General features: G+C 71.6%; 11 protein-coding genes. 7 read left to right on the top strand and 4 right to left on the bottom strand.

Going from position 1 to position 14,498, the window contains the following annotated elements; genetic code table 11:
* Positions 1 to 66 precede the first annotated feature (66 nt).
* On the bottom strand, positions 67 to 1,437 hold the full coding sequence (gene cysS, locus ABD126_RS01015; protein WP_343931627.1) for a cysteine--tRNA ligase: 1,371 nt from the start codon (positions 1,435 to 1,437) through the stop codon (positions 67 to 69).
* A 243-nt stretch (positions 1,438 to 1,680) separates the two neighbouring features.
* On the opposite strand from cysS, the gene ABD126_RS01010 reads away from it, so the two are divergent.
* Entirely contained in the window at positions 1,681 to 4,014 is a 2,334-nt protein-coding gene (locus ABD126_RS01010; protein ID WP_343931626.1) for an immune inhibitor A domain-containing protein, read from the top strand.
* A 65-nt stretch (positions 4,015 to 4,079) separates the two neighbouring features.
* Positions 4,080 to 4,655 (top strand): hypothetical protein, encoded by a 576-nt coding sequence (locus tag ABD126_RS01005; protein WP_343931625.1) that lies wholly within the window; start codon positions 4,080 to 4,082, stop codon positions 4,653 to 4,655.
* Positions 4,656 to 5,443: 788 nt separating this feature from the next.
* On the opposite strand, the gene ABD126_RS01000 is transcribed toward ABD126_RS01005, so the two are convergent.
* A complete protein-coding gene (locus tag ABD126_RS01000) occupies positions 5,444 to 5,605 on the bottom strand; it encodes a hypothetical protein (RefSeq protein WP_343931624.1) in 162 nt (53 codons plus the stop codon).
* A gap of 148 nt (positions 5,606 to 5,753) precedes the next feature.
* A complete protein-coding gene (locus tag ABD126_RS00995) occupies positions 5,754 to 6,281 on the bottom strand; it encodes an ArsR/SmtB family transcription factor (RefSeq protein ID WP_343931623.1) in 528 nt (175 codons plus the stop codon).
* Positions 6,282 to 6,372: 91 nt separating this feature from the next.
* On the opposite strand from ABD126_RS00995, the gene ABD126_RS00990 reads away from it, so the two are divergent.
* From ABD126_RS00990 to ABD126_RS00970, 5 genes are all read left to right on the top strand, one after another.
* Complete coding sequence (locus tag ABD126_RS00990; protein WP_343931622.1) at positions 6,373 to 7,716, top strand: M20/M25/M40 family metallo-hydrolase; 1,344 nt, start codon at positions 6,373 to 6,375, stop codon at positions 7,714 to 7,716.
* Positions 7,713 to 9,470, top strand: a complete 1,758-nt coding sequence (locus tag ABD126_RS00985) for a S9 family peptidase (protein ID WP_343931621.1) — start codon at positions 7,713 to 7,715, stop codon at positions 9,468 to 9,470. The genes ABD126_RS00990 and ABD126_RS00985 overlap by 4 nt, the downstream gene beginning before the upstream one ends.
* Positions 9,471 to 9,755: 285 nt before the next feature.
* A complete protein-coding gene (locus ABD126_RS00980) occupies positions 9,756 to 11,405 on the top strand; it encodes a peroxidase family protein (RefSeq protein ID WP_343931620.1) in 1,650 nt (549 codons plus the stop codon).
* Position 11,406: 1 nt separating this feature from the next.
* On the top strand, positions 11,407 to 11,874 hold the full coding sequence (locus tag ABD126_RS00975) for a DoxX family protein (protein WP_343931619.1): 468 nt from the start codon (positions 11,407 to 11,409) through the stop codon (positions 11,872 to 11,874).
* A 25-nt stretch (positions 11,875 to 11,899) separates the two neighbouring features.
* Positions 11,900 to 12,205, top strand: coding sequence for a hypothetical protein (locus ABD126_RS00970; RefSeq protein ID WP_343931618.1), 306 nt, complete (start codon positions 11,900 to 11,902; stop codon positions 12,203 to 12,205).
* On the opposite strand, the gene ABD126_RS00965 is transcribed toward ABD126_RS00970, so the two are convergent.
* Positions 12,202 to 14,145 carry an MDR family MFS transporter gene (locus ABD126_RS00965; protein ID WP_425542726.1) on the bottom strand — a complete coding sequence of 648 codons (1,944 nt, stop codon included), beginning with the start codon at positions 14,143 to 14,145 and terminating at the stop codon, positions 12,202 to 12,204. The genes ABD126_RS00970 and ABD126_RS00965 overlap by 4 nt on opposite strands.
* Between the last annotated feature and the right edge of the window lie 353 nt (positions 14,146 to 14,498).

Genomic DNA, 14,498 nt, shown 5'->3' with positions numbered 1-14,498 from the left:
GTGTTCTCCCTACGAAAGTCGCACAAATGTGGATCGCGGGGAGAAACACCTCACCCTCCCGCGAAATCACCCGTTGTGGTACCACCACCGGGTTCCGTCGGCGGTGTCCTCGATGGTGATCCCGCGTTCGCGCAACGCGTCGCGGATCTTGTCGGCCTCGGCGAACTCGCGCGCCGCCCGCAACTCCCGCCGCCGCGCCAGCTCCGCCTCCACGTACGCGTCGTCGTGGGACACCTCCAGGTCGAACGCGTCGAACAGGCCGTCCACCTCGCGCAGGAAATCCAGCGCGGCCGGACCCGGCGGCTCACCGGTGCGGTTGCGCTCCCGCACCCACTCGAACAGCACCGTGACCGCCGCGGGGGTGTCCAGGTCGTCGTCCAGGTGCTCGAAGAACCGCTCCCGCGTCCGCGCCACCAACTCCAGCGCCGCCGGCGACTCGGTGTGGCGCGGGTCCGCCAGCCGCGCGAAGTTCTCCACCCGCCGCCGCGCCGCGCGGGCGTGCGCCAGCGTCACGTCGTTGAACTCCATGGACGACCGGTAGTGCCGGCTGAGGAACGCGTAGCGCAGCGTCCGGAAGTCGGCCAGCTCCAGCGCCTGGCGGATGGTGAGGAAGTTGCCCGCGCTCTTGGCCATCTTCGCGCCGTCCACCCGCAGCAGCCCGGCGTGCATCCAGTGCCGGACCAGCGGGACCTTGCCCGAGGCCGCCTCCTGCTGCGCGATCTCCGCCTCGTGGTGCGGGAAGATCAGGTCCACCGCCCCGCCGTGCAGGTCGTACTGCGGGCCGAACACGGCCTCGGTGATCGCCGTGTCCTCGATGTGCCAGCCGGGCCGGCCCGGCCCCAGCGGCGTGTCCCAGTACGGCTCGCCGGGCTTGCGCGCCTTCCACAGGGCGAAGTCGCCCGGGTTGCGCTTGCCGGCGTGCTCGTCGATGCGGGCGACGGAGTCCTCCGCCTCGACGTGCGTGCGGCCGGACAGCTTGCCGTAGGAGGGGAACGTGGACAGGTCGAAGTACCAGCCGTCGTCGAGCCGGTAGGCGTGGCCGCGGTCGATCAGCGCCTGGACCTGGGCGACGATGTCCTCGATGTGGTCGTGCGCGCGCTCATAGGTGTCGACGGACGTGTTGCGCAGCGCCGCCATGTCCTCCAGGTACCGCGCCTCGAACCGCGCCGACAGCTCGCGCGGCGCGACACCGAGTTCCGCCGCCCGCTTGATGATCTTGTCGTCGACGTCGGTGATGTTCTGCGCGTAGGTGACCCGGTAGCCGCGCTTTTTCAGGTACCGCGCGACGAAGTCGAAATGCGTGTAGGTCTTGGCGTGGCCGATGTGGCTGAAATCGTAGACCGTGGGGCCGCAGACGAACATCCGCACTTCGCCGGGCGTCATCGGTTCGAACGGTTCCACGCGTTTGGTCAGCGTGTTGAAAAGGCGAACGGACACCGCAGAATCTCCTCGGGTGTTGGGAATCGGTTTTAGGAATTCACCGACGCCCGACACTCGGCCACGACCCGACGCACGGCGTCGTCGGCGGAACCGAAGATGACCCACACAGCAGCGGAGTGTAGCAGCAACCCACGCTGCGTGATCACCGTTCGCCCGGCCCGAACCCGACTTCCGGCCGTGCCACGCGGCCCGGGGACTGCGGCAACGTCACCGCACGCAATCCCCGAGTGAGGAGGACTCGTGCGAAGACTCTTAGCCGGCGCCGCCACGCTGGCCCTGCTGACCGCAGGTCTGACCCCCGCCGCCGTCGCCCAGGCCGCCCCGCGGGCCACCGCCGAGCAGCCGCAGCGGGTCACCGACGAGCTGCCGCACCCGCTGGAGGACAAGCGGCGGGCGTTGAAGCGGGAGGCGCTGGCCAAGGTGCTGACCGGCGAGGCCACCGCCGAGCAGCGCGACGGCAGCCGGGTCGTCCGGCTCGGCGGCAAGAACGGCAAGGTGGACCAGTACGTCGAGCTGGAGCGCCAGAAGACCGACAAGGTCTTCGTCGTGCTCGCCGAGTTCGGCGACGAGCGGCACCCGCAGTACCCCGACCAGGACACCGCGCCCGCCACGCCCGGCCCGCGGCGCTTCGACGGCCCGGCGCACAACGCGATCCCCGAGCCCGACCGCTCGGTGGACAACACCACCATCTGGCACCCGGACTTCAGCCGCGAGCACTTCGAGGACCTGTACTTCGCGACCGAGCCCGGCGCGAACTCGGTCGCCAACTACTTCGACCAGCAGTCCTCCGGCCGCTACACCGTCGAGGGCACCGTCACCGACTGGGTGAAGGTCCGCTACAACGAGGCCCGTTACGGCCGGTCCAACGGCTACCCGTGCGGCGGCAACGTCTGCAACAACTCCTACGACCTGGTCCGCGACGCCGTCGCGCAGTGGTTCGCCGACCAGCGGGCCGCCGGCCGCTCCACCGACGACATCCGCGCCCAGCTCGCCGAGTACGACACCTGGGACCGCTACGACTTCGACGCCGACGGCGAGTTCTCCGAGCCCGACGGCTACCTCGACCACTTCCAGGTCGTGCACGCGGGCGGCGACCAGGCCGACGGCGACCCGTGGCAGGGCGAGGACGCGATCTGGAGCCACCGCGGCTACGCGTTCAAGAACTACAACTCCGGTCCGGGCGGCAACAAGCTGGGCGGCGCGCCCATCGGGGACACGGGCCTGTGGGTCGGCGACTACACGATGCAGCCGGAGAACGGCGGCGTGAGCGTGTTCGCCCACGAGTACGGCCACGACCTGGGCCTGCCCGACCACTACGACACCAGCGGCGGCGGCACCAACGGCGTCAACTGGTGGTCGCTGATGGGCCAGACCCGCGTCGGCGTCGGGAACGAGCCGCCCGGCACCCGCGCCAACGAGCTGTCCGCGTGGGACAAGCTCCAGCTCGGCTGGCTGGACTACGAGGTCGCCGTCGCCGGCCAGGAGCGGGTGTTCGACCTCGGCCCGCACGAGTACAACAGCGCCAAGGCCCAGGGCCTGGTGGTCGTGCTGCCGGACGTGTCCAAGACGTTCGACCACGGCGACCCGTTCGCGGGCTCGAAGATGTGGTGGAGCGACAAGGGCAACGACCTCGACCACTCGATGACCCGGCCGCTGGACCTGACCGGGAAGTCCACCGCGGAGCTGACCCTCAAGGCGCGCTTCGACATCGAGGAGGACTTCGACTACCTCTACGTCGAGGCCGCCAACGCCGACGGCAGCTGGACCCAGCTCGACGGCACCGTGGACGGCAGGCCGTTCGTCCGCGACTCCGGCGACGCGCCCTCGATCAGCGGCACGTCCGGTGGCCGCTGGGTGGACGTGCGAGTCCCGCTGACCGCGTACGCGGGCCGGAACACCAAGCTGCGCTTCGCCTACCGCACCGACGGCGGCCTTGCGCTGCAAGGGTTCTTCACCGACGCCGTCACGGTGACCGCGGACGGCGCGCCGGTGCTGGAGGACGGGGCCGAAACCGGTTCCGGCTGGGCGCTCAAGGGCTTCCGGACCACGGCGGGCACCGAGACCAAGACGTTCGACCAGTTCTACATCGCCTCGCACCGCACGTACGAGTCCTACGGCGCGTACAACCGGACCGGGCCGTACCGCTACAGCTTCCCGGACAAGCCGGACTGGGTGGAGCACTTCCCCTACCAGGACGGCCTGCTGGTGTCGTTGTGGGACACGAGCTTCCTGGACAACAACACCAGCGAGCACCCCGGTGAGGGCCTGATCCTGCCGATCGACGCCAACCCCGCGCCGATCTACCACCTGGAAGGGCGGCCGTGGTCGCCGACGGTCGCGGGCTACGACGCGCCGTTCGGGTTGCAGAAGTCGGACTCGTTCACGCTGCACATCAACGGCAAGGCGTCCTATGTGCGCGGTCAGCCGGCGCGGCCGGTGTTCGACGACACCAAGCAGTTCTGGTACCCGGAAACGCCCACGACGGGCGTGAAGCTGCCGGCCGTGGGCGTCGGTCTACGGGTGTTGACGCAATCCGGCACGTCGATGAAGGTGAAGCTGTTCCGCACCAAGTAGGCGCGAGCGCCGGACGTGATCAATTCAGTGTCACGTCCGGCGCCCGTCCGGCGATGTAGACGGACATGGTGAGATCACGTGGCACCGCCGCCGCCCTCGTCGCCGCGCTGTCCCTGACCGGCTGTGCGCAGCAGCCCGCCCCGGCCGGTCCCGCCCGGTCGACCACCGGCGCGCCGCAACCGCTGCGGGTGAGCCTGTGCGACGCCCCCGGCGACCTGGCGGAGTGGATGCGCGCCGACGGCCTGCCCGTCGCCGAGGCCCGCTGCACCGCCGAACCGGCCGACGCCCGCCCGCTGCGCGCGTACGGCAAGTGGTCCTTCCCGCCGTCCGGGCGCGGCACGCCGCACGTGGAGTCCGTGGAGATCGCGGTGTTCGCCGACCGCGGCCCGGACGGCGGCAGCGCGTTCGACGACCTGCGGGCCGCCTACCCGCCGCACGAGCAGCGCACCGTGGCGGGGCACTACGCGAAGGTCGCCCACGGCCGCGGCCGGACCCTGATCAACCTGCCCGAGCTGCCCGAGCCGCTGGACATCACCATCACCACGACGATGACCGGCGCGACCGACGCCGAGCACGCCCGCATCCGCGCCGGCCACCTGCGCGCGCTGGAACAACTCGTGGCCACCGTCGCCCGGGCCTGAAACAGTTTTCCGCGTTGTGCGGGAAACCGCCGGCGGCGTGCGGAATAGCCGCCGGCGGTCAGGCGAATTCACCCGGAATCGGCGGCGCGCGATAGCCCGCGGGCTCGTCGCGCGCCGCCCTCGGAGGGCTGCGGGACCGCGAACGCGGGGACCCGCGACCCCCCTCCGGATTCCCGCATCCACCGCGGCCGGCGGCGGCGCGGGGCCGTCACTCACCCTGGCGGCGTCCACTCGGCGGAACCCCGGCGGCGTTCGGGCGAGCCCCCGCGCGTCCGCCCGGTCCCACCGACGGCCCTCCCGGCCGGGTCAGGGCCCCGGGGCGCACGGACATCTGCGGCCACGTGGAATATCTTTGTTCCGCCTATCACTTTCCACAATTTAGGCAACCCTTGGACGGTTACGTGCCCAATCAGAACGACCGACCTGACCGAGTGCGCACACCAACGCGCAATTCACCCGTTCAGCCGCTTCCGACATTGGTGCCGCGCCGAATACGGTCCTGTCCGGACCGCCGACCTGGACAGCGCGCGGTCACTCCGGGGGACGGGGGCGGGGAATCAGCCGGATCTTCAATTGAAGTTCCCACGTGGCACGCTTCGCGCCTTCTCCCGTCCCGGGCGAATCGCAGGTCTTCGCGTCAGGCGAGGTCCCCCAGTCCCGCTTGACGCCTGCGGAGGCCGGGGAGTCCGTCCACGGGGCTCCCCGGCCCTCATACCCCGGTGGCCGGACGACCGTGGAACAGCCGGTGAAGTCCAGTGTGGACGACCCGGTCCCCGAACCGCGCGCGACTAGCGGGCGACGCGGACCCGGGGCCCGCGCACCCGCCTGCGCCGCACGAAGGAGTGGTCGGCCGCGCAGCCGGCGAGCAGCGCGCCCGACACCAGGACCAGCGTTTCACCGCCGTGGACTGCGCATGCGCAGACCAGGACGGTCCAAAGCAGCAGCCTCATGCAGCAAGGCTAGGGACCCGCGTCACACCCGTCGAAGGATTTGAGGGAAGCTTAGGGTTCCGACTTCCGCGTGCTGGGCGGCGCCACCCCGGCCGCGGTCGCACCGGCCGACCGCGAGCAGGCCGGACCCGGCGCCGGCCGGCCCGCGCTACCGGTCCGGCCGGGCCACCAGCGACCAGAGGTAGCTCAGCGGCTCGCCGTCGGGCTCGTCGCGCTCGACGAACTCGGTGATCAGCTCCACCAGGCGCTCGTGCAGCTCGGCCTGGGACCGCTTGCCCAGCCGCAGGATGCCGCGCCGCACGTCCCGGTTCGCGTCGGGGCCGGCCTCGATGATCTCCGCGCGGTGCGCGCCCAGCATGGCCAGGTCCACCTGCTGCACCAGGCCGTCGCCGTCGTCCACCAGCCCCAGCCGCCAGGTGCGGCCGGTCGCGCGGTAGGGGCGTTCCAGCGCGCCTTTCGCGCCCGTGCGCACCGGTTCGGCGGCCAGGAACCCGGTGCCGACCAGGGCGCGGACGTGCCGCAGCACGGTCGCGGGCGCGACTTCGAGGCGTTCGGCCAGCTCCTGGTTGGTCCACGCGCGGTCGAAGCAGAGTCGGAGGATGCGCCACCGCAGGGGGTGCGCCAGCGCTTTCAACTCCTCGACGGACGCGGTGCGCGGGGGCTGGTCGGCGGGCACGCGTCGAAGGTTAGCCGAGCGGGCCTTGCCGCGCGCACCAGTGATTTGGTTCACTGCCATCGATTGCACTTCATGAAATCGGAGGGGTGGCATGGAGTTGGCGCGGCGAGTCGGCGAGTGGGTGCGCGAGCGGGAGCCGGACCTGGTGGCGGAGCTGGCCGCGTGGATCGCGCAGCCCAGCGTGAGCCGGACCGGCGAGGGCATGCCCGAGGCGGCGGCGCACGGCGTGGAGCTGTTGCGCCGCAGCGGGCTGTCCGCGCGGGTGGTGGAGACCGGCGGCTGGCCCGCGCTGGTGGGCACCGCGCCGGGACCGCCGGGCGCGCCGCACGTGCTGGTGTACGGCCACTACGACGTCCAGCCCGCCGGGCCGCTGCACGAGTGGGTGACGCCGCCGTTCCAACCGGACGTCCGCGACGGCCGCATGTACGGGCGCGGCACGGGCGACAACAAGGGCCAGCACCTCGCCCAACTGCTCGGGCTGCGCGCGTTGCGGGACCTGGGCGGGCTGCCGTGCCGGGTCACCGTGCTGCTGGACGGCGAGGAGGAGATCGGCAGCCCCAACCTGGCGAGAGCGTTGCGGCAGATCGGGGAGCCGGATCTCGTGGTGTGGAGCGACGGGCCGGTGCACGAGTCGGGGCGGGCGGCGGTCGTCCTCGGGGTGCGCGGGGTGCTGGCGTTCGAACTGCGGGCGCGCGGCGCGTCGGGCGTGCTGCACTCGGGGAACTGGGGCGGGGTCGCGCCGAACCCGGCCTGGCGGCTGGTGCACGCGCTGGGCACCATGCGTTCACCGGACGGCCGGGTGCTGGTCGAGGGCTTCGCCGACGCCGTGGAGGGGTTGAGCCCGGGTGAGCGGGCGGCGCTGGCCGCGCTGCCGGTGGACGTGCCGCAGGTGCTCGCGGAGATCGGCGTGACCGCCATGGAACCGCCCGCCGACCTCGGGTTCTACGAGCGCCTGACCGGGCCGACCTTCACCGTCAACTCGCTGACCTGCGAGGACGGCGGCGAGCACCGGACGGTCATCCCGAACGTGGCGGTCGCGAAGTGCGACATGCGGCTGGTCGGCGGGCAGCGGGTGGCCGAGGTGTCCGCCGCGATCGGGGCCCACCTGGCCCGGCACGCGCCGGACGTCGAGTTCGTGCCGGGCGCGGCGATGGAGCCGTCCCGGACGCTGCCCGAGACGCCGTGGACCGACGCGGTCCTGCGGGGCGCGCGGGAGGGCCTGGGCGAGGAGCCGCTGCTGGTGCCCGCGCTGGGCGGGAGCCTGCCGATCGCCGCGTTCACCGACGAGCTGGGCGTGCCGTGCTACGGGGTGCCGCTGGCCAACGTGGACGAGCGCAACCACGCGCCCAACGAGAACCTGGTGCTGGACTGGTTCCGGCGCGGGATCGTGGCGGCGGCGACCGTGCAGCACGCGATCGCGGAGGTGGGGCGGTGAGCCTGACCGACTTCGCGTGGGTGTGCGGCGCGGAACCCGGGCCGGACGGGCGGATCGCGTGGCTCAGCGACGCGACCGGCAAGGTCCAGCCGTACGTGGACGGGCGGCACGTGCCGGTGCCGGGGACCGTGCGGCGGTGCTCGTGGCACCCGTCCGGCACGAAGGTGTTGGTGCTGGTCGATCCCGACGGCGGCGAGGCGCACCGGCTGGCCGAAGTGGACGTGGCGAGCGGGGAGGTCGACTGGCTGGTCGCCGAGGATGGCGTGCGCTGCGAGGTGGGCGTGCCTTACGCGACGGGCGGGAACCCTTACAGCGCCGACGGGACGCTGTTGGCGTACGCGAGCAACGCCCGTGACCCCGAGGTGTTCGACGTGCTGGTGCGCGACGAGCGCGGGTCGCGGACCGTGCTGCGCGGTGACGACCGTTACCTGCCGATGGGCTTCTCCCCCGACTCGCGGCTGTTGCTGGTGCTGAAGTTCCACCAGAACGCCGACCACGAGCTGTTCGTGGTGGACCTGGCCGACGACTCCGCGCGGCGGATCACCGACTTCCCCGGTCCGGCGAAGTACGTGCCGGTGGGGTGGCTGCCCGACTCGTCGGAGATCGTCGTGTGCACCACGCAGGGCCGGGACCACCTGGGGCTGGCGACGCTGTCCCTGGCCGGGGAGCTGACCTGGATCGACACGCCGGAGTCCAGTGTGGAGGGTGGCGCGATCTCCGGTTCGCGCCTGGCGTGGGGCCGCAACGAGCACGGCTGGACCCGCCTGTTCTGGTCCGACGGCGCGCAGGTCCGCCCGGTGGAAGGGCTGCCCGACGGGCTCGCGGTGTGCGAGTTCGGCTACGACGGCCACGTGCTGCGGTTCACCCCGGACGGCAGGTTGCTGGTGCAGCTGGCCCGCCCGGACGCGGCCACCGAGCTGTACCTGGCCGACCTCGACGCCGGGACCGCCGAGCGCGTCACCGACTTCGGCCGGGACCTGCCCGCCCTGGTCGCCCCGACCGTCGTGCACGCGACGAGCCGCGACGGCCTGCGCATCCCATGCCTGCTCTACAAACCCGTCGGCGCGACCAACGCCCCGGTGGTGCTGTCCGTGCACGGCGGACCCGAGTCCCAGGCGTACCCGTCCTTCGACCCGCTGGTGCAGGCGTTGCTGGCCGACGGGATCGGCGTGCTCGCGCCGAACTTCCGCGGCTCCTCCGGCTACGGCCTGGCCTTCCAGCGGATGGTGTACGGCGACTGGGGCGGCGGTGACCTGGAGGACCTGGCGGCTGCCGCGGCGCTGCTCGCGGACGTGGAGTGGGCCGACGAAACGCGGCTGGGGGTGCACGGCGCGTCCTACGGCGGGTTCGCCGCGCTGTCGTGCGCCGCGCGGCTGCCGGACCTGTGGAAGGCGGCGGTCAGCGAGTGCGGGACGTCGGACCTGCTGACCGACATCGAGAACTGCCCGCCGACGTGGCGCAGGCGCACCAAGGAGTGGATCGGCGACCCGGACGACCCGGCGCAGCTGGCGAGCATGGTGGAGCGCAGCCCGATCACGCACGCCGAACGCGTGCAGGCGCCCGTGCTCATGCTGCACGGCGAGAACGACACGCGCGTCAACCCGGAGGAGTCCGAGCGGATGTACGCGCGGTTGAAGGAGCTGGGCAAGCCCGTGCGGCTGGAGCTGCACCCGGGTGTCGGGCACGAGGTGCACCGCGAGGGCCTGGCCGACACGATCGCCCTGATCGTGGACTGGTTCCGCACGCACCTGTGACCGATGTCGGCCCGTGGTCCCACGCCGGGGGTGGGACCACGGGCCGATCCGCGCGGACTCCTGCGCTACGGACCACGCCCGAACCGGACCGCGACGCTCGTCACGGTCGGCACGTTGCCACTGGTCGGAGCGCTCGCCTCCGCGAGCACGTTGGGCTGAACACCCCACACGCGCAAGTTCCGTGTATCCACCGAACGGCGGTCGACACTTGTGTTGGTGAAGGCATCGCGCAGGGGGTGCGGTGCCTTAGCCCGGCGATCCCGGGCGAACGGGGGAGACAAATCAATGAAACATCACGGGAGTGACAGCTTCTTCGTGGTCGGCGAGGGCGTGCTGGAGTTCAGTGGGGCTGGGGAGCCCACTGCCCGGCGGCCCCTCACGGTCGAGGAGCTGCGCCGGTTCCGGTTCTCGCGACTGGGGCCGGAGGGGGTCCAGCTGGACGAGGCCACGCGTACCGCCTTGGCGACCGCGATGACCGCCGACGTCCCGCAGCCCGATTCGGAGAACCCCGCCATCCCGGCCGGGTTCACCTACCTCGGTCAGTTCGTCGACCACGACCTGACCATGGACCGCACCGAGTCCCAGCTGGGCGGGGACGTCAACCTGGACGACCTGGTCCAGGGCCGCTCGCCCGCACTGGACCTCGACTCGGTCTACGGCCGGGGTCCCCTCGACCCCGCCGACCGCCGGTTCTACGCCGACGACCAGGTCAAGCTCAAGATGGGCAAGACCTCCGCCACCACGTTCCCGGACGAGCGGACCAACGTGGAGCTGGAGGGCTTCGACCTGCCCCGGGCCGGGTCCGGGGCGACCGGCGCGGAGCGGCGCCGCCCGCTGATCCCGGACGAGCGCAACGACGAGAACCTGGTGATCGCCCAGACGCACCTGGCGTTCATCCGGTTCCACAACCGGGTCGTGGACGAGCTGGCGCTGACCGGCCTGAGCGGGCAGCGGCTGTTCCGCCAGGCCCGCGCCCAGGTCGTGCGGCACTACCAGTGGATGCTGCGCCACGACCACCTGCCGCGCATCATCGACCCGGCGATCGTGGACGACGTGTTCACCAACGGCCGCCGCTTCTTCGAGGCGCCCGGCCGCGGGTACACCGGCGCGATGCAGCCGCCGACCATGCCGCTGGAGTTCTCGGTGGCGGCGTACCGGCTCGGGCACAGCCAGATCCGGGCCGCGTACGAGTGGAACCGCGTGTTCAACAGCGGCGGGCCGGGTCCGGTGGCGTCGCTGCTGCTGCTGTTCACCTTCACCGGGACCAGCGGCAACTTCCAGCCGGGCACCGACCTCGACGACCCGACGGTCGCCGGGGTGGACACGCTGCCCACCAACTGGATCGCGGACTTCCGCAGGCTCTACGACTTCACCGAGGCGGGCCGGCCCGACCTGGCGCCGACCGGCACCGGCGGCAACGTGACCAAGAAGATCGACACGTTGCTGGTCGACCCGCTGACCCGGTTGCCGGCGGGCACGTTCGACGGGCGGGGGACGCAGTTCCCGCCGATCCACCGCAACCTGGCGTTCCGCAACCTGACGCGGGCCATGATGGTCAAGCTCGCGACCGGGCAGCAGCTCGCCGAGCTGTTCGGGGTGGCGCCGCTGACCGCGGAGCAGATCCTGAACGGCAGCGGTGGCGTCACGCTGGACTCGCTGACCGAGGAGCAGAAGGCGGCGGTCGTGGCGAACACGCCGCTGTGGTTCTACATCCTGCGGGAGGCGGAGTTCGGCAACGGCCTGCTCGGGCCGGTCGGCGGCCGGATCGTCGCGGAGGTGTTCCACCGGGCGATGGAGGGTTCGCGCACCTCGATCGTGCGGGAGCCGTCGTGGCGGCCGGTGTTCGGGCCGGACTCGAACACCTTCCGGATGACCGACCTGCTGCTGTTCGCCTTCGAGGGCAAGGCCGACCTGCTCAACCCGTTGGGCGACTGAGATGTCCACGACCAAGGACTTCGAGGTCGAGGAGGTCGGATCGGTCCCACCGCAGCGGTGGGACCGCTTCGAGGCGTTCCTCCGCCAGGTCGCTCCGACCGCGCTGCGGCTGTCGATCGGGCTGCTGTTCGTCTGGTTCGGCCTGCTCAAGGTGGTCGGCCGGTCGCCGGTGGCCGATCTGGTGCACGCCACGCTGCCCTGGGTGTCCCGGGGCTTCCTGCTGCCGGCGCTGGGCGCGGTGGAGGTCGTGCTCGGCATCGCGCTGCTGCTCGGCAAACCGCACCGGACCACCCTGGTGGTGACGGCGGCGCACCTGGTCGGCACCTTCCTGGTGTTCGTGCAGGCGCCGTCGCTGGCGTGGTCGGACGGCAACCCGCTGCTGCTGACCGCGACCGGTGAGTTCGTGCTGAAGAACCTGGTGCTGGTCTGCGCGGTGCTGCTCCTGCTGGGGCTGCGCCGCCGGCACTAGACCCCGACGGCCCGCCGGCTGCCCCATGCCGGCGGGCCGCGTGTTCACCTGGGCGCAACTGCCGCAGGAGTCCTACGGCGTCGACGGGTTCATCACCGAGCGGACCGTGGAGCCCGCGCTGCTGATCCTGACCGCCCCGACCGGCGGCGGGCGGCCGGGCGTGGACCTGTCGTCGGCGGCGGCGACGCGGGTGGGCGCGGGCGACCGGTCGGCGCGCGTCGACGGTCCGGCCCGGGGCGAGGTGGGTCTGGTGGACGACCCGCACGACCTGGCGCAGGCCGACGCGGGGGTGTTGCGGCTGTGCGCGTTCCGGCTGCGGCTGCCCGCCTAGACGCCGGCGGGTTGGCGTTCGCTCAACGCGCGGCCGGTCGTGATCAGGTCGGTCGCGACGCGGTCCACCGCCTCGGTGAACTCCGGGGCGTCGCACCGCCAGTCCACGAGCTTGTCGTGCAGCCAGTTCCGCCACGCTCCGACCAGACGGGTGAACGTCTCGGTGCCCTCCGGGGTGAGCCGGTACCGGTCGCGGTCTTCGGTGAGCAGGCCCTTGGCCATGAGTTGCCGGGTGGTGGGTTCGAAAATGCCCGCGGGGACGCCGGTGTCGCGGGCCAGCCGGTCCAGGTCCGCGTCGCCGTGGTGGACGCTCTGCCGGAACACCTTGACCAGCAGCCAGGCCTGCGCGTGGCTCAGCGGAACACCGCCGCGGGACAGCACGTCGGGTGTCGGGTCGCGGTCCTCCTTGCCGACGATCAGCGCGACGAGCTTCTCCAGTTCCTGGTCGGACCCGGTGGACTGCGGCACGGCGAAGCTCTCCCCCACGCCGTTGTTGCCGGACGCGGCGACCCGGGCGGTGTCGCGCAACGGGACTTCGCGCAGGAAGAACGCGACCAGGAACGCCACCGCGGCCACCGGCGCGGCGGCCAGGAACACGCCTTGGAGGGTGTCGGCGTAGGCAGCCGTGATCGGCGCTTTCACCGCGTCGGGAAGGGCGTGCAGGGCTTGGACGTTGGTCGCGGCCCGCGGGTCCACGCCCGGCGGGATGGCGGCGGCCAGGTGTTCGGGCAGGCGGCTGGCGTAGATCGTGCCGAACACCGCCACACCGAACGAACTGCCCATGGTGCGCAGGAACGTCACCCCCGAGGTCGCCACCCCGAGGTCTTCGTAACTGCTGGTGCTCTGCACGACCACCACAGGCACCGGCATGCACATGCCCACACCCAGCCCCAGCACCAACATGTACGAAGACGCTTGCCAGAACGCCGTGTCAGTGTCCAACAGCGACAACAACAACATCCCGCACACCATCAGAATGCTGCCCACTATGGGAAACACCCGATACCGACCGGTCTTGCCTATCACGTTGCCGGTGGTGATCGACGCGATCAGGATGCCGATGACCAGGGGCAGCATCTCCAGCCCGGACTGCGTGGCCGAAGCCCCGTGCACGTATTGCAGGTAGGTCGGCAGGAACGTGACCCCGCCCAGCATCGCGAACCCGACCACGAAACTGAGCACGCTGCACACCGTGAACACGGGGTCGCGGAACAACCGCATGGGCAGCATCGGCTCGGCGGCCCGCCGTTCGACCAGCACGAACAACACCAACGCCACCAGCGACCCGGCGACCATCCACAGGATCGTCGGCGACGCCCACGGGTACTCCACACCACCCCAACTGGTGACCAGCGTCAACCCGGTGGCCGCCAAGGCTATGAGCAGGATCCCCAGGTAATCGATCCGCGGCTTCCCCGCAGCCCGAGCCCCCGGCAACGCCAGCGCTCCCACGATCAGGACCACGACACCCAACGGCAGGTTCACGTAGAACGCCCACCGCCAACTCAGGTGGTCCACGAACAGCCCGCCCAGCAACGGACCCACCACAGTGGACACGCCGAACAACGCCCCGATGAGCCCTTGGTACTTCCCGCGCTCGGACAAGGGAACAACGTCGGCGATGACAGCGGACGACGTCACCAACAACCCGCCCGCGCCCAGCCCCTGAATGGCGCGCGACACGATCAACCAGGTCATCGACTCGGACCAGCCACAAAGGAACGACCCGATCATGAAAAGCGCCACACTGGCCAGGAACGCGGGCTTGCGCCCGAACAGGTCCCCGAACTTGCCGATCAAGGCGGTCATGATCGTCTCGGCCAGCAGGTAGGCGGTGACCACCCACGACAGGTGCCCCGCGCCCCCGAGGTCGCTGACGATGGTGGGAAGAGCGGTGGCGACGATCGTCTGGTCCAGCGCCGCCAACAACATCCCCAACATGATCACGGCGATGACCGCACTCCGTGCCCGCCGCCCGACCTCCACCCGTTCGACCACGGCGACCTCCCACGGCGACGATAAGCGCCCCACCCCACCCCCGCTCGCCGACGCCCAGCCCACCCGAGCCACCCCCACTGTCGTACCCAGATGAGACAATGGAACCGGGGGCCGGAGGCCACGCCCGCGAACCAACCGCCTCCACACAGCCGCCTACCACGCCCTGCCACACCCGCCGCCGCGCGCCAGCCTCGCCGCCGCTGCACCCACCACCGCACCCGCCACCCAGGCCGCACTCGCCGTGCCCGGCCGCCCGCCATCCCGCGCCGCCCCCACCACACCCACCCCCGCCACCG

The organism is Saccharothrix mutabilis subsp. mutabilis (assembly GCF_039521145.1).
Classification (GTDB): Bacteria; Actinomycetota; Actinomycetes; order Mycobacteriales; family Pseudonocardiaceae; genus Actinosynnema; species Actinosynnema mutabilis.
The sequence above is the reverse complement of the archived record's forward strand: the minus strand, read 5'-3'. Positions and strand labels throughout refer to the sequence as shown.